Here is a 22,362-nt window from a genome sequence, read left to right on the forward strand (position 1 = left end):
TGCTCGCGCGTTTGCCCTAACGTTGCCAGCGTGGAGTCACACGGAACCCCCGAACTCGTGCCCGTCGAGGCATTGCGCTCAGGTGACCCGATCACCGACGTCCAAGGTGGCGGTCAGCACTACACGGTTCTCGAATCCAAAGCCATCGGCGAGGGCTGCGTCGTACTCGAACTCGAATCCAAGGCCAACGACCAGCTTCGAGTGATCGAGATGTCCTTCCCAGCCGGCTACCACATGGGCAGGTCGCCTCGCCGCATTCTGTGACCCCACCCGTCACACCGTTTCGCATCGACGTCGGCAGCGAAGTTCTGGACGACCTGCGGACCCGCTTGGCGCGTACACGGTGGCCCGACGCCGAGTGCGTCGACGACTGGAGCCAGGGCATGCCCTTGGCCTACGCCCGCGAGCTGGCCGACTACTGGGCCGACGGCTACGACTGGCGGGCACGCGAAGCCGCGCTGAACCGCTTCGACCAATTCGTCACCGAGATCGACGGACTCGACATCCATTTCATCCACCAGCGCTCCCCGCACGAGGACGCCCTGCCGTTGTTGATCACCCACGGCTGGCCCGGCTCGATCGTCGAGTTCCACAAGGTGATCGACCCGCTGGTCAATCCCGACCGCCCCGAGGACGCGTTCCACGTCGTCTGCCCGTCGCTTCCCGGATACGGGTTCTCCGGCAAGCCCACCCGCACAGGGTGGGGCGTCGACAAGATCGCGCAAGCGTGGGAGACGCTCATGGGCCGTCTCGGTTATGACCGTTACGGCGCGCAAGGCGGCGACTGGGGTGCCGCCGTCACCACCCAACTGGGCCGCAACGGCGGTCGTTGCTTCGCTATTCACCTGAACATGCCCATCGCTCGGCCGCCCGCAGACAGCGCCGAGTTCACCGACGACGAGCAACGGGCGTTGGCGGCCCTTGCGCAGCACCGCCGTTGGGGCACCGGCTATTCCAAGCAGCAGTCCACCCGGCCCCAGACGCTGGGCTATGGATTGGTCGATTCGCCAGTGGCACAACTGGCCTGGATCGTAGAGAAGTTCTGGGCCTGGATGGACTGCGACGGGCATCCCGAGAACGTGGTCACCCGCGACGAAATCCTCGACAACGTGATGCTGTACTGGGCGACCGGAAGCGGCGCCTCCTCGGCGCGCCTGTATTGGGAAAGCTACAACAATTTCGGCGGCGCCGGCCGCGTCGAGCTGCCCACCGGCGTCGCCGCATTTCCCAAGGAAATCCTGCCCACGCCGCGGCGCTGGTGTGAGGCCGTCTACAACATCACGCACTGGACGACGATGCCGCGCGGCGGAAACTTCGCCGCATTTGAGCAACCGAGCCTGTTCGTCGACGACGTCCGCGCGTTCTTCGCAACAGTCCGCTGAACAACGGGCTGCCCGGGATTCGGGTAGCCGGCTACCCTATTCCGCTCGGCGCAAGACCGGAATAGTCGACTATGGATACCGCCGGGACCGGCGGGGAGGTGCACTGTCATGACCCAACCATCTACTGCCCCAAGCAAGGTCAATCGGCTATTCGCAGTCGGCTACGGCGCCGTCTGCTATCTGGCGTTCGTGGCGTCCTTCCTGTACGCCATCGGCTTCGTCGGCGACCTGTGGGTCCCACGAAGCATCGATCACGCCGTGGCCGCCCCGATCGGGGAAGCGATCGTGGTGAATGTGTTGCTGCTCGGCGTCTTCGCCGCGCAGCACAGCGTGATGGCGCGACCGGCATTCAAGCGGTGGTGGACCCGCGTGGTGCCCCCGCCGCTGGAGCGCAGCACCTACGTTCTGCTGTCGAGTTTGGCGCTGGTCCTTCTGTACTGGCAGTGGCGATCAATGCCCACCGTGGTGTGGGACGTCAGAATGCCTGCGGCCCGGTTGGTGTTGTGGGCGTTGTTCTGGCTCGGCTGGGTGACCGTGTTCGTGTCGTCGTTCATGATCAGCCATCTCGATTTGTTCGGGCTGCGCCAGGTGCTCGCGGTGTGGCGTGGAAAACCGTTGAGCGACATCACTTTTCGCGCACCGCTGCTGTATCGGGTGGTGCGCCACCCGCTGATGGTCGGATTTATTGTCGCCTTTTGGGCGGCTCCCACGATGACGGCCGGTCACCTGCTGTTTGCGATCGCCACTACCGCCTACATCCTGATCGCGATTCAGCTGGAAGAGCACGACCTGATCGCCATGCTGGGGTCGCAATACCTGGACTACCGGCGACGGGTGCCGATGCTGCTGCCGTGGCCGCGTCCACAGGGATGACGAGCTGAGCGCTGTCACACCGACGTTCGGGTCGGGTCGAATTCGAGGACCTGCGTCAAGCGGATGTTGTTGCCCGACGGGTCACGAAACGATGTGTCGATGCCGTACGGCTGTGGAGTCGGCGGGTCGTTGAACACCACGCCGCGAGCCGACAACTCGTCGTAGCTGCGCTGGCAGTCATCGGTCTCGAGGAACAGGGTTCCGCCGGCGCCCTTCGCGACGAGCTCGGCCAGAGCGGCGCTGGCCTGTGCGTCGAGCATCGGCGGTCCCGGCACCGGCATCAGCACCAGGCCGACGTCGGACTGGCCCGGCGGCCCCACTACCAGCCAGCGGAACTGCCACGCCTCCATGGTGACGTCGGAGCGGATCTCCCAGCCCAGCGTTTTGGTGTAGAACTCGGCGGCCTCGTCTTGGTCGTGCACCCAGAACTGGGTGTTGGCGATCTTGATCACTGGTTCTCCTCACTGGCTGGTATGCGCAAGCCTAGGGAACCGTCCAGCGATCGTCTTCTCGAAAAGTGCGGTTCTGCGGGCGCGCATAGGCTTTCGCGACGCACAGAGGTATCCGGACAAGGCGGGCGGCGGGCGGCCACGCCGCTCGGTAGTCGGTCGGGGTCTGGCCGAAGATTCGCCGGAAGCTCGTCGTGAAGGAGCCGACACTCTCACAGCCGACTGCACAGCAGATCCGGGCAACCGGCCAATCCGTCGTGCGCAGTAACGCCGCTGCCCGTTCCAGTCGCCGTGTCAGCAGGTATTGGTGTGGTGTCTCGCCGAATGTCCGGGCGAACTCTCTGCTGAAGTGCGCCTTCGATAATCCTGCCGCGTGCGCGAGGTCGGCTACCGAAAGTGGCTCGAAGTAGCGGCTGTCCGCGAGGTCCTTGGCCCGCAGGAGATATCGGGCAACCGGCACGGCTGTGACGGTCATGCCCGCCGGCCGAGCCGACGATTTCGTCGTAAACGCGTCCAGGGCGCGCTCGTCGACCGCCAGCCCGTACCGGTGCGGCGACGGGTGTCGACCGCGTATGCGCCCCCGCCGATGAATACCAACAGCAGAAAACCGAAGCAGTACAACACCGCAAGCTCACCCTGGTTGACCATCGGCCAGAAGCCATGCGGGAAGTGCTGGCTGAAGTAGGCGTACGCCATCTCTCCGGACGCCACGAAGGCAGCGGCCCGGGTGAACAGGCCCACCAGGATCAGCCCGGCGGTCACCGCTTCTATCCAACCCGCGTAATAAAACGGCCACTCGCCGGTCGGGACGGTGGGCCCGATCGGCCAGCCGATCAGCTTCTGCAGGCCGTGGCATAAAAACAGCAGCCCGAACACCACACGGAAAACCGCCACCGCCACAGGCGAGTACGGGCTGAGCCTGGCCTCGAGGTTGCGCGTCGTCATGCGACGACGATACGGCTACACGTGATTAAACGTCGTAGTACAGCGCGAATTCGTAGGGGTGCGGCCGGACGTTGATCGGGTCGATCTCGTTCTCGCGCTTGTAGGCGATCCACGTCTCGATCAGGTCGGGCGTGAAAACGCCTCCCTCAGTGAGGTATTCGTGGTCCTCTTCGAGGCGGTCGATCACCGCGGCCAGCGAGGTGGGGGCCTGCGGGATGTTGGCGGCCTCTTCCGGCGGCAGCTCGTAGAGGTCCTTGTCCACCGGCGCCTGCGGCTCGATCTTCTTCTTGATTCCGTCGATACCGGCCATCATCATCGCCGAGAACGCCAGGTACGGGTTGCCCGACGAGTCGGGGCAGCGGAACTCGAGCCGCTTGGCCTTGGGGTTGTTGCCGGTGATCGGGATGCGCACACACGCCGAGCGGTTGCGCTGGCTGTACACCAGGTTGATCGGCGCCTCGTAGCCCGGCACCAGCCGCTTGTAGGAGTTGACCGTCGGGTTGGTGAACGCCAGCAGCGACGGGGCGTGGTGCAGGATGCCGCCGATGTAGTGGCGGGCGGTGTCCGACAAGCCGGCGTAGCCGACCTCGTCGTAGAACAGCGGGCCGCCGTCTTTCCACAGCGACTGGTGGGTGTGCATCCCGGAGCCGTTGTCGCCGAACAGCGGCTTGGGCATGAACGTCACCGTCTTGCCGTTCACCCATGCGGTGTTCTTGACGATGTACTTGAACAGCATCAGGTCGTCGGCCGCGTGCAGCAGCGTGTTGAACTTGTAGTTGATCTCGGCCTGGCCGCCGGAGCCCACCTCGTGGTGGCCCTTTTCCAGGACGAAGCCGGCGTTGATCAGGTTGGTCAGCATCTTGTCGCGGATGTCGACGTACTGGTCGTTGGGCGCGACGGGGAAGTAACCGCCCTTCGGGCGCACCTTGTAGCCGCGGTTGGCGCTGCCGTCGAACTCGGTCTTCACACCGGTGTTCCACCAGCCCGAGATCGCGTCGACCTCGTAGAACGCGCTGTTGGTCTGAGAGTTGAAGGAAACCGAGTCGAAGATGTAGAACTCGGCCTCGGCGCCGAAGTAGGCGGTGTCGGCGATGCCGGTGCTGACCAGGTAGCTCTCGGCCTTGCGGGCGACGTTGCGCGGGTCGCGCGAGTAGGCCTCACGGGTGAACGGGTCGTGCACGAAGAAGTTCAGGTTCAGCGTCTTGGCTTCGCGGAACGGGTCGATCTGCACCGTCTCGGGGTCGGGCAGCAGGATCATGTCGGATTCGTGGATCGACTGGAAGCCGCGGATCGACGAGCCGTCGAAGGCCAGCCCGTCCTCGAACACGCTCTGGTCGAACGCCGACGCCGGGATCGTGAAGTGCTGCATCACGCCGGGCAGATCACAGAAGCGGACGTCGACGTACTGAACCTTCTCGTCCTTGATGAGCTTGATGATGTCGTCGGCCGTCTTTTCGGACACCGAAGCGCTCTCCTTTACTGAGGGCATCGAATCTAATGCGGTCATTGAGGCGCTCTCCTTTACTGGCCGTGACGGGTGGCCCGATCAGACCGTAGGGAGGTGATGTTGCCCGGCAGTCAACCCCATGTTGCGCTGACGTTACGCGACTGGTCTGCGCCCGCTTATGGTGGGGCCATGGCCCGTGACATCGCATCGTGGCTGTCCGGCCCGGCGGGCTCGTCGTCCGGGTACCCGGGTGAAACCCTCGGCCTGCCCGAGCACGGCCCCGGTTCGCTGGCCCGGCTGGGCCGCCGGCTGGCCGCGCTGATGGTCGACTGGCTGGTGGCCTACGGGCTTGCCGCGCTGGGGATGACGCTGGGATTGATTGCGCCGAGCCTGCTGTCGACGGCGGTGCTGGTCGTCTGGTTGGTGCTCGGCGTGGTCGCGGTTCGGCTGTTCGAGTTCACACCGGGGCAGTTCGCGCTGGGGCTGCGGGTGATGTCGGTCGACGGGCGGCTGCACGTCGGACTCGGCCGGGCCGCGCTGCGCGGGCTGATCATCGCGTTGGTCATTCCGGCGTTGTTCGTCGACGCCGACGGCCGCGGATGGCAGGACCGAGCGACGGGCACTGCCGTCGTCCGCAGGTAGCTAGCGCCGTCGCACTGTCCGCTGCACGCCGCGCATCTTGGCGGCGCCGGGTACCGGTCCCTTCGGCATCGCGGCTGCCCCGGCCCGGGTGCCCAAGGCGCTGAGCCGGGATTCCAGCGAGTCCATCTGCTTGACGGTGATGTTCGCCGGCAGCCGGGTCAGATGCCGTTCCAGCTTGGCCAGCGGAACCTCGCCTTCGCCGTTGCCGACGACGATGTCGTAGATCGGCACCTCGCCCACCAACCGTGCGGTGCGCTTCTTTTCCTGGGCCAGCAGCGGCTTGACCCGCGCCGGCGACCCCTCGGCCACCAGGATGACGCCGGGGCGACCGATCACGCGGTGCACGGCGTCGAAGTGACCGGTAGCGGCCACGCCCGGGGTAACGCGCCATTTGCCGCGGAGGTTGTCCAGCGCCCATGCGGCGGCGCCGGTTTGGCCCTCCGCCTTGCGGTAGACCGACCGCTGGGCGCGCCGGCCGAAAATGATGAACGCCACGAGCGCACCGAGCACCACGCCCAGCGGAATCATCGTGATCATGGTGAACCCGCCGGCGGCCACCCCGACAGCCACCGAGACCCCGACGATCAGCACGAACGCGCCGATCATGTAGGGCAGCAGCCGCTTGTCCTCTTTGCGCTGCATGGTGAACGCCTGCCACAGCTGGCTGCGGCGCTCCTTGGCGGCGGCCTTGCGGGCCGCCTTCGCCTCGGCTCTGGCGGCCTTGTTCGCCGCGGTATTACGGGATTTCGCCATTGGTTCAGGATACGGTCGGGCGTGCCTGCACAGCCTGCTGGTAGAGCCGCCCGGCACGATACGACGACCGCACCAATGGTCCGGCCAGCACCCCGGCGAAGCCCAGGCCTTCGGCGTAGCGCGAGTACTCGACGAACTCGTCGGGAGGAACCCAGCGCTCGACCGGGTGATGCCGGGCCGACGGACGCAGGTATTGGGTGATCGTGACGATCTCGCAGCCCGCTGCATGGAGATCGTCCAGCGCGGTGCGCACCTCGTCGGGCGTCTCGCCCAACCCGAGAATCAGGTTGCTCTTGGTGACCAACCCGAATTCGCGGGCAGCGGTGAGCACGTCGAGGCTGCGCCGGTAGCGGAAGGCCGGCCGGATCCGCTTGAAAATCCGCGGTACGGTTTCGACGTTGTGCGCCAACACTTCCGGGCGTGATTCGAAAACCTCTCGCAGCCGGTCGGGGTCGCCGTTGAAGTCGGGGATCAGTAGTTCGACGCCGGTGTTCGGGTTGAGCGCCTTGATGGCGCGCACGGTCTCGGCGTAGAGCCACGCGCCGCCGTCGGGCAGGTCGTCGCGGGCCACCCCCGTGACGGTCGAGTACCGCAGTCCCATCGCCTGCACGCTCTCTGCGACACGCCGCGGCTCGTCGCGGTCCAGGGCGGCCGGCTTGCCGGTGTCGATCTGGCAGAAGTCGCAGCGACGGGTGCATTGATCGCCGCCGATCAGGAAAGTGGCCTCGCGGTCTTCCCAGCACTCGTAGATGTTGGGGCAGCCGGCTTCCTCGCACACGGTGTGCAGGCCTTCGCGCCGGACCAGGCTCTTCAACTCCCTGTATTCCGGGCCCATGCGCGCGCGGGTTTTGATCCACGGCGGCTTGCGCTCGATCGGCGTCGCCGCGTTGCGCACCTCCAGGCGCAGCAACTTCCGGCCTTCCGGAGCGACAGTCACAGTGGCGATGCTACGCGGGCCGACGGTTCCCAGCTCAGCGCCAGCCGCCCGTCGAGCGCGTCGCACACCGCGTCGGCGACCGCCGACCGGACGTCGCCGACGCCGACCCGGCGGCCCAGTTCCGCCGTTATCGACGTCACTCCGGCGTCGACGATGCCGCAGGGCACGATCCGGTCGAACGCCGCAAGATCGCAGTCGCAGTTGAGCGCGAAACCGTGCAGCGTCGTCGCCCGCGACACCCGAACGCCGATTGCGGCGACCTTGCGTGCGCGCCGGCCTGGCACCCACACTCCCGACCGGCCCTCGACGCGACCCACGTCCAGGCCCAGGTCAGTGCACACCTTGATCAGCGATTCCTCAAGGCGCCGAACGTAATTGACGACGTCCAGCGGCTCAGCCAGCCCGACGATCGGGTAGCCGACGAGCTGGCCCGGCCCATGCCAGGTGATCTTGCCGCCGCGGTCGGTGTCAACAACGGGCGTGCCGTCAATCGGCCGCTCGTGCGGCAGCGTGCGCCGCCCGGCGGTGTAGACCGACGGGTGCTCGAGCAGCAGCAGGGTGTCGCTTCCACCGGCCACTCGCTCGTCGGCCAGTTCGCGTTGCAGCCGCCACGCGGCCTCGTAGTCGATGCTGCCGAGTTGGCGGACCTCGATGGGCGCGCTGCTCGAGCGAATGGAGCTCACAAGCCGAGGCTACCGCCCGCCGACGATGCGGGCCGGAACGGCCTGAGGAGGAGGCGGGCAATCGGCCTAGGCGGCGGGGCGGGTGGTCGCGTAGCGCAGTGCCTCACCAATGGTGTTGTGGTGGAACTGGAAACCCGCGCGCTCCAGGGCGGTCGGGATGACGCGCTGGCCGCACAGCAAGCCCTCGTCGGCGAACTCGCCGAGCACGGCGCGCACCGCGAAGCCCGGCACGATCAGCGGCGTGGGCCGGTGCACCGCGCGGCCGAGGGCCGCGGTGAACTCGGCGTTGGTCACCGGTGCCGGCCCGGTGAGGTTCACCGGCCCGGATAGCTTGCGGTGGGCGATGACGAACTGCAGCGCCCGTACCTCGTCTTCGAGGCTGATCCATGACATGTACTGGCGACCGTTGCCCAGCCGGGCGCCCAGGCACAGCGAGAAGAGCGGGCGCATCCGGCGCAGCGCGCCGCCCGACGGGGCCAGCACCAGCCCGGTGCGGGCCAGCACCACCCGGGCGCCGGCCTGCTGGGCCGCCCCGGTGGCCGCTTCCCAGTCCTGACACAGCTGGGCCAGGAAACCCGTTCCGGCCGAATCGGTTTCGTCGACGGCCCGGTCCTTGGTATTGCCGTAGTAACCGACGGCACTGGCGTTGACCAGTACCCCGACCCCGGCGTCGGCGACCGCGCCCGACAGCACTTCGGTGGGCGTGATGCGGCTGTCGCGCAGGTGCTGCTTGAAGGCGCCCGACCAGCGCCGCTGGCCCACGTTGACGCCGCAGAGGTTCACCACCGCGTCGACGCCGCGCAGCGCCGAAGCGTCGAATTCGCCGGCTTCGGGATCCCAGCGCACCTCGGTGCCGTTCAACGGTGTTCTTCGCACGATGCGCAGCACGTGGTAGTCGGCGGCGCGCAGCGCGGCGACCAGGGCCGAACCGATCAGCCCGGACGAACCCGCGATCGCGATGACGGCCTTGGCCACGGTGTCACAACCCCAGGTCGGCCTCGAATGCTCCCTCTTCGAGCCGATGCTTGACCGTGGTCAGGAACCGTCCGGCGTCGGCGCCGTCGATCAGCCGGTGGTCGTACGTCAGCGGCAGGTAGCAGATCGAGCGAACCCCGATGGATTCGTTGCCGGTGTCGTCGACGACCACCCGCGGCCGCTTGACGATCGCCCCGGTGCCCAACATGGCGGCCTGCGGCGGTACCAGGATCGGCGTGTCCAGCAGCGCACCCTGGCTGCCGATGTTGGTGATCGTGAAGGTGCCACCGGACAGCTCGTCGGGTTTGAGGTCGCCGGAGCGGGCGCGTGCGGCGATGTCGGCGATCGCGCGCGCCAGCCCGGCCAGCGACAGGTCACCGGCGTTGTGGATGACGGGGGAGAGCAGACCCTGCTCGGTGTCGACGGCGAACCCGAGATGTTCGGCGTCGTAGTAGGTGATCTCCTTGGTGTCCTCGTTGTAGCTGGCGTTGATGTTGGGATGGATCTTGAGCGCGTCGATCACGGCGCGGGCGATGAACGGCAGGAAGGTCAGGTTCACGCCCTCGCGTTCGGCGAACGCGTTCTTGGCCCTGGCCCGCAACGCCACGATCTTGGTCATGTCGACCTCGTGGACCTGGGTCAGCTGCGCGGTGGCCTGCAGCGATTCGCGGGTCTTCTTGGCGGTGATCTGACGGATCCGGCTGGCTTTCTGTGTGGTGCCGCGCAGGTGCGCCAGCGCGGGCGCCGGGGTCGGGGCCGCCGGTGTGGGAGCAGCGGCGGCTGCCGCCGGCTGCGCCGTGGGCGCAGGAGGCGGCGCCTTCTTGGCTTCCGCCGCGGCCAGCACATCCTGCTTGCGGATGCGACCGCCGACGCCGGTGCCGGTCACTTCGTTGAGGTCAATGTTGTTGTCCGCGGCCAATTTTCGCACCAACGGCGTGACGTACGGGGTGGTTGGTGCTTGGGCGGCGGGCGCCGGCTCGGGTTTGGCTTCCGGTTGAGGGGCCGGCTCGGGTGCCGGCTTGGCCTCCGGCTGCGGGGCGGGTTCGGGTGTTGGCTCGGGCTGCGGCGCTGGCGGGGCTTGCGGCTCGGGGGCCGGCTTGGCGGCGGGCGCCGCGGCGCCGGTGCCGATCCTGGCCAGCTCGCCGCCCACCGAGACGGTGACGTCTTCGTCGGCGGTGATGCTGACCAGCGTGCCGGCCACCGGGGACGGGATCTCGGTGTCGACCTTGTCGGTGGACACCTCGACCAGCGGCTCGTCGACCTCCACCACGTCGCCGACCTTCTTCAGCCAGCGCGTCACCGTCCCCTCGGTGACCGACTCGCCGAGTTCGGGCATGAGCACGGGCGTGGTGGCACCGGTTGCGGCGGCCTCGCCGTCCGGTGACGCCGCCGCGGGCTGCGGCTCGGGCTCCGGCTCAGGCTGGGCCGTTGGCTGCGGCGCGGGTTGTTCGGGTTGCGCTTCGGGTGCTTGCCCGCCGGCGGGTTGTCCACCGTCACCCTCGGCGGCGTCGCCGATGATGGCCAGCTCGCCGCCGACCTCGACGGTGTCGTCCTCCTGGGCGATGATCTTGGTGAGCACACCGGCCGCCGGCGACGGGATTTCGGTGTCGACCTTGTCGGTGGACACCTCGAGCAGCGGCTCGTCGAGTTCGACCGTGTCGCCTTCTTGCTTGAGCCAGCGGGTGACCGTCCCCTCGGTGACGCTCTCACCGAGCGCCGGCATCTGGACTGAGAAGGCCATCTCTGTTGACTCCTCGATCGATCGGTCGGTCGGCACGGGTCGACCTCTGGCTTACCACAGCATCCTTTCACTGCGGTGCGACCGGCACTCACCCAGGGCAGAGTCGCCTCCCCGGCGCTTGACACCCCGGGCAGTGTCGAAACACGCTTGCTACCAACGGTATGAGCTACCGGCCGTCACAGTAAGTCTCGGGTGAGGAGTGCGATGGCAGCACCACAACGGTTCGTCGACAGCGCCGACGGTGTCCGCTTGGCGGTCTACGAAGAAGGCAACGCCGACGGACCCACGGTCGTGCTGGTACACGGCTGGCCGGACTCACACGTGCTGTGGGACGGAGTGGTCCCACAGCTGGCCGAGCGCTTCCGGGTCGTCCGCTACGACAACCGCGGAGTCGGCGGATCGTCGGCGCCCAAGCGGGTTTCGGCGTACACCATGGCCCGTTTCGCCGACGACTTCGCCGCCGTCGCCGACGCGTGCAGCCCCGGTCAGCCCGTGCATGTGCTGGCCCACGACTGGGGATCGGTGGGGGTGTGGGACTTTCTGAGCCGGTCCGGCGCGGACGAGCGAATCGTGTCGTTCACCTCGGTGTCCGGGCCGAGCCAGGACCACCTCGTCGACTACATCTTCACCGGCCTGCGGCGCCCGTACCGTCCGCGCGCGTTCGCGCGGGCGCTCAGCCAGGCGCTGCGGCTGAGCTACATGGCGGTCTTTTCGATACCGGTGCTGGCACCGCTGGCTGTCCGCGCCGCGTTGTCCGGCCCGCGATTCCGCCGCGCACTGACCACGGGCGTCCCCGCCGAGCAGGTCCGTCACTCGGACACTCTTGCCGCCGACGCGGCGAGATCGCTGAAAACCTACCGTGCCAACTATTTTCGGTCGTTCACTCGTCGCCGGCGCGACCACTACGTCGATGTCCCGGTGCAGCTCGTCGTCAACACCGAAGACCGCTACGTGCGGCCCTACGGCTATGACGCCACCGCGCGCTGGGTGCCGCGGCTGTGGCGCCGCGACATCAGGGCCGGGCACTGGTCGCCGATGTCGCACCCCCAGGTGCTGGCGACGGCGGTGCATGAGTTCGCCGACCTGACCGAGGGCAAACCGCCGTGCCGTGCTCTGCGGCGCGCGCAGGTGGGCCGTCGGCGCGACTACTTCACCGACATTTTGGTGTCGGTGACCGGGGCGGGCAGCGGCATCGGCCGGGCCACCGCCTATGCGTTCGCCCGCGAGGGCGCCGAGGTCGTCGTGAGCGACATCGACGACGCCGCGGTCAAGGACACCGCCGCCGAGATCGCCGCCCGCGGCGGCGTCGCGCACGCCTATCTGCTCGACGTCGCCGACGCCGCGGCCGTCGAGGCGTTCGCCGGGCAAGTCTGCGCCGAACACGGGGTGCCCGACATCGTCGTCAACAACGCGGGCATCGGGCAGGCCGGCCGGTTCCTGGACACCCCGCCCGAGCAATTCGAGCGGGTCCTCGACGTCAACTTCGGCGGCGTGGTCAACGGCTGCCGCGCGTTCGCCCGGCGGCTGGTCGAGCGCGGTGAGGGTGGACACATCGTCAACGTGTCGTCGATGGCGGCCTACGCGCCGTCACAGCAGTTGAACGCCTACTGCACGGCCAAGGCCGCCGTGTACATGTTCTCCGACTGTCTGCGCGCCGAACTGGACGCGGCCGGTGTCGGGCTGACCACGATCTGCCCCGGCGTCATCGACACCAACATCGTGCACACCACCCGATTCGACGCGCCGTCCGGACACCTCGAGCAGGTCGAGGGACGGCGGGCCCAGCTGGAGAAGATGTTTGCGCTGCGCCGCTACGGCCCGGACAAGGTGGCCGACGCCATCGTGGCGGCCGTCAAGAAAAACAAGGCGATCCGGCCGGTGGCACCGGAGGCCTATCTGCTCTACGGCTTGTCCCGAGTGGCGCCGCAGGCGCTGCGCAGCACCGCGCGCCGCCGGTTGGTGTAGCCCGCTGGCGCCGAATGGCCAGTTATGACACGGGTTTTCGCAATTCGCGTGCAATAAGTGGCCACTCGGCGGCGCTAACCGTTTTCGGCGATGTCCTCGAGCACGGCGATCATGGTGCGGGTCGGCACGCCGGTGCCGCCTTTGGGGGTGTATCCCCACGGGCTGCCGGTGTTGTAGGCGGGCCCGGCGACGTCGATGTGGGCCCACGCCACCCCGTCGGCGACGAATTCGCGCAGGTAGACTCCCGCCACCAGCATCCCGGCGAAGCGCTGACCGCTGACGTTGGCCAGGTCGGCCACCGTCGACTTCAGGTCGTCCTTGAGCTCGTCGGGCAGCGGCATCGGCCAGCCGTTCTCGCCGACCTGCTGGGAGATCGCGGCCACCCTGTCACGGAACTCGTCGCTGCCCATCACTCCGGGGGTGCGGCTGCCCAGCGCCACCGTCTGTGCGCCGGTCAAAGTCGACGTCTCGATCAGATAGTCCGGGTTGTCCTCGCAGGCGCGCACAATCGCGTCGGCCAGGATGAGCCGGCCCTCCGCGTCGGTGTTGAGCACTTCGACTGTCCTGCCGCCGTATTGGGTCAGCACGTCGCCGGGGCGTTGTGCCGTGGCAGACGGCATGTTCTCGGCCATCGGCACGGTGGCGATCACGTCGACCGGCAGCTTCAGCTGCGCGGCCAGCGTCGCGGTCGCGATGACCGCTGCGGCACCGCCCATGTCGGAGGTCATGTGGTGCATGTTGGCGGCCGGCTTGATCGAGATGCCGCCGGTGTCGAACGTGATGCCCTTGCCGACCAGCGCCACCTTCTTGGCATTCTTCTTGCCACTTCGATGCGTGAGCCGCACCAGCCGCGGTGGACGCGACGAGCCCTTGCCCACGCCGATCACCCCGCCGTAGCCGTCCTTGGCCAGCGCCTTGTCGTCGAGCACCTCGACCTCCAGGCCGGCGGACTCACCCAAAGCCTTGGCGCGCGAGGCGAATTCGGCCGGAAACAAGTGACTCGGCGGGGTGTTGACCAGATCGCGGGCGGTGGCGACGGCGGTTGCGACCGCCGCGGCGTGCGCGGCGTCCGATTTGGCGCCGGCGGCTGTCGAGAGCGCGGTGATCTTGCGCAGCCCCGGGTCCTTGGGCGCCGTCTTGTCGCTGCGGAAGGTGGTGAACCGGTAGCTGCCCAGGATCAGGCCCTCGACCGCGCTGGCGAGATTCAACTCGCCCAGTGTGGTGACGACGGCCTCGGCTCCATTCAGCGACCGGGCCGCCGTGCCGGCAGCGCGGCGGATCACGTCGGCCGGCCACTCGTCGCGCGGCTTACCCAGGCCGACGGTCATGACGCTGCCCGCCGGAAGCGACGAGACCACCAGCCGGTGGATTTGCTCGCTGCCGCCCTTGGCGCTCAGCGCCTGCAGTCCGGCCTCGATCTCGGCGATCGCATCGGCGCCCAGGAACGCCTCGGCCGCCGCGACCCTCGCCCCGGGCCGGTCCTCGTCACCCGTCGACACCACCGGCACGATCAGCACCGACTTGCCGATCCCACGGCTCGGTAGTGAGGAGGCGACGGTGACGGACGGCGACTGGTAACCGGGTTGGGTGCTCACGGCCAACCACCCTAATCACCGGATTGGACGTGCAGGTCATAGGCCGTCACGGGTGCGTCAAAACCCTTGAGCGTCAACGGCTCCTGCAGAGTCGCCGGCCAGTCCGGCAGCGCGTCGTGCACGGCTGCGCCGACGAGGATCTGCCCCGCTGATGCGGCCGCGACCAGTCGGGCGGCCAGGTTCACCGCATTGCCGAAGTAGTCGCCGTTGAGGGTCAGCATCTCGCCGTAACCGAGTCCGGCGCGCACCTGCAGCCCGACCTCACGTGCCAGCGGGTGATCGACGAGGTCGAGCGCCGTCTTAGCCAGCCGCTCCGGTGTCGAGTTCACCCACATCACGGCGTCGCCGATGAACTTCACCACCCTGCCGCCATCGGCGTGCACCACGTCGGAGACTGTCGCGGAAAAGCCGTTGAGCAAGGTCGACAACTCCGCGGGCGTGAGCATCTGGGTCAGCGCGGTGAAGCCGGACAGGTCCACGAAACCCACCCCGCACACCACGCTCGCCGACGGGCCCGGGACCACGCCCTCGATGAAGGTCCGCACACTGGTCAGATGGTGGCGATGGACGGCGTCCATCATCGCCCCGATGCGCGGGATGAATTCAGCGACCCCGCGAAAAGCCTGGGCGGTGGTGAGTTCATCCTGAGTCTCGCCAATCCAGATCTCGGGTGCGCCGGCGCGGATCATGGACGACAGGGCCTCGGCCAGCCGGGCGACACAGGCACCGATGACACGCAGAACTCCGGAGGCGGCGTCCTCGCCGAATCGGGCTCTCAATTCCACCCAGGTCGCCAGCGCGTCGACATCGGCCTGGCTCAACGTGGGAGTGTCGGAGTCCGCGACCGTGAGCCCGAGCATGGCCCAGGCGTGCTCGACGTCCTCGACCGGCAGACCCAGCGCGTCGGCGGTCGTTCGCAGGGTGTAGATCGGCGGGCCCGACCACTGCAGGACGTCACCGGCGAGTCCGAACAGGCGGCCGCGGCGCTCGGCGTCGACCATCTCCTCGGCGCTAAAGCCGAGGCTGTCCAGATATTCGATCAGGCCTGCTCGCTCGCGAGCGTTGGCAATACCGGCAGCTTCCAGGGCATCGAAATCCACCACCTGATTAGTGTGGAGCACCGTGACTGACGTGCAGCACGGACCGCTGGAAGACCGCCACCGCGAGCTGGGCGCCAGCTTCGCGGAGTTCGGCGGCTGGCTGATGCCGGTGTCGTATGCCGGCACCGTCAGCGAACACACCGCAACCCGCTCTGCCGTCGGCCTGTTCGACGTCAGCCACCTCGGCAAGGCGGTGGTGCGCGGACCTGGTGCCGCCGAATTCGTGAACTCCGCGCTGACCAACGACCTGCGTCGCATTGGACCCGGCAAGGCGCAATACACGTTGTGCTGCAACGAATCCGGGGGCGTGATCGACGACCTGATCGCCTACTATGTCGGCGACGACGAAATCTTCCTGGTGCCCAACGCCGCCAACACCGCCGCGGTGGTGGCCGCGCTTGCGGCTGCCGCTCCGAGCGGCGTGACTGTTACCGACGAGCACCGCTCGTATGCGGTGCTGGCGGTGCAGGGACCGCGGTCGGTCGACGTCCTCGACGAACTGGGGCTGCCCGCCGGGATGGACTACATGGCGTATGCCGACGCCTCGTTTTCCGGGGTGCCGGTGCGGGTGTGCCGCAGCGGATACACCGGCGAACACGGCTACGAGCTGCTGCCGCCCTGGGAGTCCGCGGCCGTGGTATTCGACGCGCTGATGGCGGCGGTCACTCGGGCGGGCGGGCAGCCGGCGGGTCTGGGCGCGCGCGACACGCTGCGCACCGAGATGGGCTATCCGCTGCACGGCCACGAATTGTCGGCCGACATTTCGCCGCTGCAGGGCGGCTGCGGCTGGGCGATCGGCTGGAAAAAGGAGGCGTTCTTCGGCCGCGAGGCGCTGTTGGCCGAGAAGGCCGCGGGCCCGTCGCGGCGGTTGCGCGGGCTGCGCGCGGTGGGCCGCGGTGTGTTGCGGGCCGGCCTGTCGGTCCTCGACGACGACCGCAAGGTCGGGGTCACCACGTCGGGAACCTTTTCTCCCACACTGCAAGTCGGCATCGCGCTGGCGCTGATCGACACCGACGCCGGCATCGACGACGGCCGGCATGTCACCGTCGACGTGCGGGGCCGCGCCGTCGAATGCGAAGTGGTGCGGCCGCCTTTTGTCGACACGAAAACCCGGTAGCGGGCGGCTATACAATCGCAGGATGACCAGCGGCCTTCTCGAGTTCACGGTTTCTCGCACCGCAAACCCGACGGCCGACGAGGTACGGGAATCGATCCTGCGCGACCCCGGCTTCGGTCGCTACCACACCGACCACATGGTCTCGATCGACTACACCGACGGCCAGGGGTGGCACGACGCGCGGGTCATCGGCTACGGCCCGATCGAGCTGGATCCGTCGGCGATCGTGCTGCACTACGCGCAGGAGGTTTTCGAGGGGCTCAAGGCCTACCGCTGGGCGGACGGGTCGATCGTGTCGTTTCGCCCGGACGCCAACGCCGCCCGGATGCGGTCGTCGGCGCGACGGATCGCGATCCCGGAACTGCCCGACGAGTTGTTCATCGAGTCGCTGCGGCAACTGATCGCCGTCGACAACGCCTGGGTGCCGCCAGCCGGCGGCGAAGAGTCGTTGTATCTGCGGCCGTTCGTGTTTGCCACCGAGCCGGGGCTGGGGGTTCGCCCCGCCAAGCAGTACCGCTATCTGGTGCTGGCCTCGCCGGCCGGCGCGTACTTCCCGCGCGGTCTGCGTCCGGTGACTGTCTGGGTGTCGACGGAATACGTGCGGGCCAGCCCGGGCGGCACCGGCGCGGCGAAATTCGGCGGCAACTACGCCGCCTCGCTGGTCGCCCAGGCCCAGGCCGCCGAAAACGGTTGTGAGCAGGTGGTGTGGCTCGACGCCGTCGAGCGCCGCTACATCGAGGAGATGGGCGGGATGAACATCTTCTTCGTGTTCGGCAGCGGCGGCTCGGCACGGCTGGTCACCCCGGAGCTGTCCGGCGCGCTGCTGCCCGGCATCACCCGGGATTCGTTGCTGCAGTTGGCAACTGACGCAGGCTTTGCCATCGAGGAACGCAAGATCGACGTCGACGAGTGGCAGAAGAAGGCCGCCGCCGGCGAGATCACCGAGGTGTTCGCGTGCGGCACCGCCGCCGTCATCACCCCGATCGCACATGTCCGCTACGGTGACACCGAATTCACCATCGGCGACGGCGAACCCGGCGAAATCACGATGGCGCTGCGCGACACGCTGACCGGAATCCAGCGCGGCACCTTCGCCGACACCCACGGGTGGATGACCCGCCTGGGCTAGCCGCCGTCAAGCGCGGCCAGCAGCACCGCGGTCACTGTCGTGGTCAGCTCGATCGCGGCGCCCAGCACGTCGCCGCTGATGCCGCCGAACCGGCGCACGCAATGCGCCCCCAATGCCACCGAGCAGCCCAGCGCCACCAGCACCGCCGTCGGCCCGCACCACAGTTGCGGGGTCGCCCACACCGACGCCACACCCAGCGCCGCAATCCAGCCCGCGATCACCACCGCTGACTGGGTGCCGGCGACGAGAGCGCCCAGCGAGCTGCCTTCGGCCGCCGGCACCGATCGGCGGCAGGCCAGCACCGCCGCGACCCGGCCTGCGGTGACCGCGACGACGATGCCTGCCGCATTCAGCGCCGAAAAGGCGAAGCCCTGCAGCGCGATCACCAGCACCACGGCCGCCACCCCGAACGGCCCAGTCGAGCCGTCGCGCATCACCGTCCGGGCGCGCTCGGGCGGCCCGTAGCAGCCCAGCCCGTCGGCGGTATCGGCAACCCCGTCGATGTGCAGGCCGCGGGTGGCGGCCAGCAGTGCGGTCACGGCCAGCAGTCCGGCCAGGGGGTTGCCCGCGCCGAACGCCAGCGACCCGCCCCACGTCACTGCGGCGGCCAGCCCGCCCAGCGCTGCGCCGACCACCGGCAGCGCGGTGATCGCGCCGCCGCCCAGCGGGCGTCCGCCGGTCCCGGGTATCACCGTAGCGAATCCGAAAGCTGTTGTAACCGAACGGATCACGATAACGCCCGGTTGGACACGCCGGCCGCGGCGAAGGTCGACATCGACGACAGCGCGGCCACCGCGGCCCGCAGCACCGGCAGGGCCAGCGTCGCACCGGTGCCTTCTCCCAGGCGCATCCGAAGATCGAGAATCGGGTCCAACTCCAGCGCGACCAACGCCAGCGTGTGCGCCGGTTCGGGGGAGCGGTGAGCGGCTTGCCACCATTGCCGTGCACCGGGTGCCAGGCGTTCGGCGATCAGCGCAGCGGCCGTCACCGCCAACCCGTCGAGCAGCAGCGGGGTGCGCCGAACCGCGGCTTGTGCGCAGAACCCGGCGATCGCAGCCAGATCCGCGCCGCCGCAGCACCGTAACAGCCCGATCGGATCGGATTTCACGGCGCGGGCCCGGAACAGCGCGTCGCGCACCGCCGCCGTTTTGCGCATCCAGCCGGCGTCGTCGATACCGGTGCCGTAGCCGACCGCCGCGACGGGTTCGGCACCCGTCAACGCTGCCACCAAAACCGTTGCGGCCGTGGTATTCCCGATGCCCATGTCGCCGGCGATCAGCAGATCGGCCCCGGCGTCCACCTCGTCGTCGGCGATCCGCCGGCCGGCATCGATTGCGGCTCCGGTTTCGGCGTCGGTCAGCGCATCCTCGATGGCGAGGTTACCACTGCCACGCCGGACCTTGTGTGCCCCAATGTGTTCCGCCATCGGTTCGGCATCGACAGCGATGTCGGCGACCCGCACTGTCGCGCCGGCGACATCGGCCATCGCATTGATGGCCGCCCCGCCACTTTCGATGTTGGCCACCATCTGGGCGGTGACCTCAGGCGGGTACGCCGATACGCCCGTCCGCGCGACGCCATGGTCACCGGCGAACACCACCACCCGCGGGCGCTCGAATTGCTTTGGTGGGCAATGGCCCTGGCATGACGCCACCCACACCGACAGATCTTCGAGGCGGCCTAGTGCACCCGTCGGCTTGGTCAACGTGTCCTGCCGGGCGCGGGCGGCCGCCGCGGTAGCCGCGTCGGGCGGCGACACCGGACCGAACGTCATCCGCTGCCCAGGGGCTTGATCTGCACGGGCTGCCCGGCCACCACCAGCACCACCCGATCGCACAGGTCAGCCAGTCGCTGGTTGACCGTGCCCAATTCGTCGGCGAACCGCCGGCCGGACGCCGAGGCAGGTACCACCGACAGGCCGACCTCCGGACTGACCAGCACCAGCGGTGAACCGAAAGCGGCGACCGCGGCGAGCATCTCGTCGACATCGGCCAATATCGATCCGTCCTCCCAGCCGCGGCGGTCGAGGACGGCGGCCAGCCAGCCGCCGACGTCGTCGACGAGCGTCGGTACGCTCGGTGACTCGCGCAATTGCGCTGCGATGTCGTCGCTTTCGACCGTCGACCAGTGCTCGGGCCTGCGGGCCCGATGCTCGGCGATGCGCTCCAACCAGCCCGCGTCGGCTTCGGCCACCGATCCGGTGGCCAGGTAGCGCACGGGCTCAACGGGTTCCAGGGCCTCGGCGATGGCGGCCTCCGCCCACTGGGACTTACCCGACTTGATGCCGCCGAGCACCAGCGTTCGCATGGCAGATCAGGTGACTTTGCTGCCGCGCTTGACCTGTGGCCGGGGCGCCCGCATGCGGCGCAGCTGAGAAGCCCGTCCGGCCGCGTAAAGGCCTAGCTTCCAACGGCTTTCGGTGTTGTCCGGGAACTTCTCGTCAACCAGCTTGCTGACTTTGCGGCCCAGGATGATGCCGTCGATGGCCATGAGCACCATCAACACCATCATCGCGGGCGACATGTAGAACTGCAGCTGCGGAACGGCGAACATGACGAACATCAGCCCCAGCGCCGACGGCATGAACAGTCCCAGCAGGTTACGGCGCGAGTCGACCACATCGCGGACGAACCGGCGTACCGGTCCCTGGTCGCGCGGCAACAGGTAGGCCTCGTCGCCGGCCATCATGCGCTCGCGGCGCTGGGACATCTGGGCCCGGCGCGCGGCGCTCTGCGCTTTGCGTTCTTCGCGGGACAGCTTGGGCCCGGCCAGTGATTTGCGCCGCGCGCGGGCCTCCGCGGCGGTCATCGGCGCCGGGGCGACCGGGCCGCGACGGCGATCACTTCGCTTGGGGGTGGGCCGGCCCTTCGGCGCGGTGGTGCGTGATCCGCGAGAAACGCTGGAGGTGGCGACGTCGTCGTCGGCCGCGGGCGTCTCCTCCGCGGTGGCGGTCTCGTCTTTCTTGCGGCCGAGCAACTTCACAGTCGCAAGGTTACTTCGCAAGGGTGAGGCGTTGTTGTGCGGCTTTGCGGGCCCAACATCACTGCTCTGGCGGCGACCCGCCGCACCCGGCTTCGCCGCGCTTGCGATCGCCGCTACATTCTCTGGAATGAGCAGCTCGGGGGCTGATCACAAGGCCCTGCGGATCCTGATCGCCCCCGATTCCTATGGCGACAGCATGACCGCCGTGCAGGCCGCCGCTGCCATCGCCGCGGGCTGGAACAGGGCCCGGCCCGGCGACCAGATCACCATCGCGCCGCAGTCCGACGGCGGCCCCGGGTTCGTCAGCGTGCTGGCGGATCGGCTGGGGGAGTTGCGTCGGCAGCGGGTAGCGGGTCCGTTGGACGGCGAGGTGGACGCCGAGTGGGTGTACGACCCCGGCACGGCCACGGCATACCTCGGGTGCGCGGAAGCTTGCGGTTTGGCCCTGCTCGGCGGGCCGCCGACTCCGCAGACCGCGCTGGCCGCCCACAGCCGCGGCGTCGGCCAACTCGTCGCCGCGGCACTGGACGCCGGTGCGGCGCGGATTGTGGTCGGCCTGGGCGGCAGCGCCAGCACCGACGGCGGCCGCGGCCTGGTCGACGAACTCGGCGGTCTGGACGCGGCGCGTCGCCGGCTGGCCGGGGTCGAGCTCGTCGCCGCCTCCGACGTCGAATACCCGCTGCTGGGGCCGTGGGGCGCCGCCCGCGTCTTCGGGCCGCAAAAGGGCGCCGACCCCCACACCGTCGCCGAGTTGGAGCAGCGGCTCGGCGAGTGGGCCGTCGAGCTCGACACCGCGGCCGGGCGCGAGGTGAGCGCCGAGCAGGGCGCCGGCGCGGCCGGCGGGATCGGCGCAGCGCTGCTCGCGTTGGGCGCCCGCTGCGAATCGGGCGCGGCGATCATCGCCGAGCACACCGGTCTGGCCGACGACATTGCCGCCGCCGACCTCATCGTCACCGGTGAGGGGCAGTTGGACGAGCAGTCTCTGCACGGCAAGGTCGTCGGGTCGCTGGCGGCCGCGGCGCGCTCGCGGCAGCTTCCGGTGCTGGTGCTGGCCGGTCAGGTCTGCCTCGACGGGTCCGCGCAGCGGTCGGCGGGCATTGTGGCCTACGCGATCGCCGACTATGCCGGTTCGGCGCGGCTGGCCCTGGTCGATGCCGTCAACCAGCTCATGGGCCTGGCCACCGCGGCGGCAGCGCAACTCGGGAATAGCGACATAACAAGGTACCGTTGAGGCAGTGGGCTTACGCCCAATCGATTGCACTGAGCAGATTAGGCATATAGGGAGAAGCAATGACTGTTCAGGACGAGTCAGCCGCCAAGACCCACGGCGTGATTCTGACCGACGCCGCGGCAGCCAAGGCGAAGTCACTGCTGGACCAGGAGGGCCGCGACGACCTGGCGTTGCGTATCGCCGTCCAGCCGGGTGGCTGCGCCGGATTGCGCTACAACCTGTTCTTCGACGACCGCTCCCTCGACGGCGACCTGACCGCGGAGTTCGGCGGCGTGACGCTGACGGTCGACCGGATGAGCGCGCCCTACGTGCAAGGCGCTTCGATCGATTTCGTCGACACGATCGAAAAGCAGGGCTTCACGATCGACAACCCGAACGCCACCGGCTCCTGCGCCTGCGGCGACTCCTTTAACTGA

Annotated in this window: 24 protein-coding genes; 9 read left to right on the forward strand and 15 right to left on the reverse strand. The window is 68.6% G+C overall.

All coding sequences use genetic code 11. From position 1 onward, the window contains the following. Positions 1-30 precede the first annotated feature (30 nt). The 3 genes from G6N47_RS17975 to mddA all read left to right on the forward strand — a co-directional run bounded on the left by G6N47_RS17975 (position 31) and on the right by mddA (position 2,255). On the forward strand, positions 31-264 hold the full coding sequence (locus G6N47_RS17975; RefSeq protein ID WP_045378126.1) for a hypothetical protein: 234 nt from the start codon (positions 31-33) through the stop codon (positions 262-264). Then, a complete protein-coding gene (locus tag G6N47_RS17980) occupies positions 261-1,382 on the forward strand; it encodes an epoxide hydrolase family protein (protein ID WP_083133279.1) in 1,122 nt (373 codons plus the stop codon). The genes G6N47_RS17975 and G6N47_RS17980 overlap by 4 nt, the downstream gene beginning before the upstream one ends. Positions 1,383-1,490: 108 nt before the next feature. Continuing rightward, positions 1,491-2,255, forward strand: coding sequence for a methanethiol S-methyltransferase (gene mddA / locus G6N47_RS17985; RefSeq protein WP_083133278.1), 765 nt, complete (start codon positions 1,491-1,493; stop codon positions 2,253-2,255). A 14-nt stretch (positions 2,256-2,269) separates the two neighbouring features. Here the strand turns inward: mddA and G6N47_RS17990 are convergent, their stop codons facing one another. Genes G6N47_RS17990 through glnA form a run of 4 tightly spaced genes read right to left on the reverse strand, consistent with a single transcriptional unit; the run spans position 2,270 to position 5,111 of the window. Further along, entirely contained in the window at positions 2,270-2,707 is a 438-nt protein-coding gene (locus G6N47_RS17990) for a VOC family protein (RefSeq protein ID WP_083133277.1), read from the reverse strand. 31 nt (positions 2,708-2,738) lie between these two features. Further along, positions 2,739-3,179, reverse strand: coding sequence for a helix-turn-helix transcriptional regulator (locus tag G6N47_RS17995; protein ID WP_083133276.1), 441 nt, complete (start codon positions 3,177-3,179; stop codon positions 2,739-2,741). Beyond that, the gene (locus G6N47_RS18000; RefSeq protein ID WP_083133275.1) at positions 3,176-3,649 is read right to left on the reverse strand and encodes a DoxX family protein; all 474 of its coding nucleotides are present in this window, start codon (positions 3,647-3,649) and stop codon (positions 3,176-3,178) included. Before G6N47_RS18000 ends, G6N47_RS17995 begins: the two co-directional genes overlap by 4 nt. A gap of 25 nt (positions 3,650-3,674) precedes the next feature. Next, complete coding sequence (glnA, locus tag G6N47_RS18005) at positions 3,675-5,111, reverse strand: type I glutamate--ammonia ligase (protein WP_083133274.1); 1,437 nt, start codon at positions 5,109-5,111, stop codon at positions 3,675-3,677. A 174-nt stretch (positions 5,112-5,285) separates the two neighbouring features. Here glnA and G6N47_RS18010 point away from each other — a divergent pair, with 174 nt between their 5' ends. Further along, entirely contained in the window at positions 5,286-5,738 is a 453-nt protein-coding gene (locus G6N47_RS18010; RefSeq protein WP_083133273.1) for an RDD family protein, read from the forward strand. Here G6N47_RS18010 and G6N47_RS18015 read toward each other — a convergent pair whose 3' ends face one another. The 5 genes from G6N47_RS18015 to sucB form a co-directional block, all read right to left on the reverse strand. Next, the gene (locus tag G6N47_RS18015) at positions 5,739-6,491 is read right to left on the reverse strand and encodes a DUF4191 domain-containing protein (protein ID WP_083133272.1); all 753 of its coding nucleotides are present in this window, start codon (positions 6,489-6,491) and stop codon (positions 5,739-5,741) included. It abuts the gene before it with no gap. Between the two features lie 4 nt (positions 6,492-6,495). Beyond that, positions 6,496-7,428, reverse strand: a complete 933-nt coding sequence (gene lipA / locus G6N47_RS18020) for a lipoyl synthase (protein WP_083133271.1) — start codon at positions 7,426-7,428, stop codon at positions 6,496-6,498. Beyond that, the gene (gene lipB, locus G6N47_RS18025; protein ID WP_083133270.1) at positions 7,425-8,111 is read right to left on the reverse strand and encodes a lipoyl(octanoyl) transferase LipB; all 687 of its coding nucleotides are present in this window, start codon (positions 8,109-8,111) and stop codon (positions 7,425-7,427) included. The genes lipA and lipB overlap by 4 nt, the downstream gene beginning before the upstream one ends. A 66-nt stretch (positions 8,112-8,177) precedes the next feature. After that, positions 8,178-9,086, reverse strand: a complete 909-nt coding sequence (locus G6N47_RS18030; protein ID WP_083133269.1) for a TIGR01777 family oxidoreductase — start codon at positions 9,084-9,086, stop codon at positions 8,178-8,180. A 4-nt stretch (positions 9,087-9,090) separates the two neighbouring features. Continuing rightward, positions 9,091-10,827: a 2-oxoglutarate dehydrogenase, E2 component, dihydrolipoamide succinyltransferase gene (gene sucB / locus G6N47_RS18035; RefSeq protein ID WP_083133362.1), complete on the reverse strand. Its 1,737-nt coding sequence runs from the start codon at positions 10,825-10,827 to the stop codon at positions 9,091-9,093. A gap of 204 nt (positions 10,828-11,031) precedes the next feature. Between sucB and G6N47_RS18040 the strand changes: the two genes are divergently transcribed. Continuing rightward, complete coding sequence (locus tag G6N47_RS18040) at positions 11,032-12,792, forward strand: SDR family oxidoreductase (RefSeq protein WP_083133268.1); 1,761 nt, start codon at positions 11,032-11,034, stop codon at positions 12,790-12,792. A gap of 74 nt (positions 12,793-12,866) precedes the next feature. Here the strand turns inward: G6N47_RS18040 and G6N47_RS18045 are convergent, their stop codons facing one another. Then, a complete protein-coding gene (locus G6N47_RS18045; RefSeq protein WP_139799628.1) occupies positions 12,867-14,387 on the reverse strand; it encodes a leucyl aminopeptidase in 1,521 nt (506 codons plus the stop codon). 11 nt (positions 14,388-14,398) lie between these two features. Continuing rightward, positions 14,399-15,487 carry an adenylate/guanylate cyclase domain-containing protein gene (locus tag G6N47_RS18050; protein WP_083133361.1) on the reverse strand — a complete coding sequence of 363 codons (1,089 nt, stop codon included), beginning with the start codon at positions 15,485-15,487 and terminating at the stop codon, positions 14,399-14,401. Positions 15,488-15,509: 22 nt separating this feature from the next. Here G6N47_RS18050 and gcvT point away from each other — a divergent pair, with 22 nt between their 5' ends. Both gcvT and G6N47_RS18060 read left to right on the forward strand, forming a co-directional pair. Continuing rightward, positions 15,510-16,604 (forward strand): glycine cleavage system aminomethyltransferase GcvT, encoded by a 1,095-nt coding sequence (gene gcvT, locus G6N47_RS18055; protein WP_163659679.1) that lies wholly within the window; start codon positions 15,510-15,512, stop codon positions 16,602-16,604. Positions 16,605-16,626: 22 nt separating this feature from the next. Next, positions 16,627-17,733 (forward strand): branched-chain amino acid aminotransferase, encoded by a 1,107-nt coding sequence (locus G6N47_RS18060; protein WP_083133265.1) that lies wholly within the window; start codon positions 16,627-16,629, stop codon positions 17,731-17,733. Here G6N47_RS18060 and G6N47_RS18065 read toward each other — a convergent pair. From G6N47_RS18065 to G6N47_RS18080, 4 genes are read right to left on the reverse strand one after another with little or no spacing between them, the layout of a single operon-like run. Beyond that, positions 17,730-18,464, reverse strand: coding sequence for an adenosylcobinamide-GDP ribazoletransferase (locus tag G6N47_RS18065; RefSeq protein WP_083133264.1), 735 nt, complete (start codon positions 18,462-18,464; stop codon positions 17,730-17,732). The two genes, G6N47_RS18060 and G6N47_RS18065, sit on opposite strands and share 4 nt — an antisense overlap. Continuing rightward, positions 18,461-19,507, reverse strand: a complete 1,047-nt coding sequence (gene cobT, locus G6N47_RS18070; protein ID WP_083133263.1) for a nicotinate-nucleotide--dimethylbenzimidazole phosphoribosyltransferase — start codon at positions 19,505-19,507, stop codon at positions 18,461-18,463. The genes G6N47_RS18065 and cobT overlap by 4 nt, the downstream gene beginning before the upstream one ends. Next, on the reverse strand, positions 19,504-20,040 hold the full coding sequence (locus tag G6N47_RS18075) for a bifunctional adenosylcobinamide kinase/adenosylcobinamide-phosphate guanylyltransferase (RefSeq protein ID WP_083133262.1): 537 nt from the start codon (positions 20,038-20,040) through the stop codon (positions 19,504-19,506). The genes cobT and G6N47_RS18075 overlap by 4 nt, the downstream gene beginning before the upstream one ends. Positions 20,041-20,046: 6 nt before the next feature. Next, positions 20,047-20,715, reverse strand: coding sequence for a DUF3043 domain-containing protein (locus tag G6N47_RS18080; RefSeq protein WP_083133261.1), 669 nt, complete (start codon positions 20,713-20,715; stop codon positions 20,047-20,049). Between the two features lie 157 nt (positions 20,716-20,872). On the opposite strand from G6N47_RS18080, the gene G6N47_RS18085 reads away from it, so the two are divergent. Both G6N47_RS18085 and G6N47_RS18090 read left to right on the forward strand, forming a co-directional pair. Next, positions 20,873-21,946, forward strand: a complete 1,074-nt coding sequence (locus G6N47_RS18085) for a glycerate kinase family protein (protein WP_083133360.1) — start codon at positions 20,873-20,875, stop codon at positions 21,944-21,946. 59 nt (positions 21,947-22,005) lie between these two features. After that, the gene (locus tag G6N47_RS18090; RefSeq protein ID WP_045378061.1) at positions 22,006-22,362 is read left to right on the forward strand and encodes an iron-sulfur cluster assembly accessory protein; all 357 of its coding nucleotides are present in this window, start codon (positions 22,006-22,008) and stop codon (positions 22,360-22,362) included.

The sequence above is a fragment of the Mycobacterium branderi genome (assembly GCF_010728725.1).
GTDB classification, from domain to species: domain Bacteria; phylum Actinomycetota; class Actinomycetes; order Mycobacteriales; family Mycobacteriaceae; genus Mycobacterium; species Mycobacterium branderi.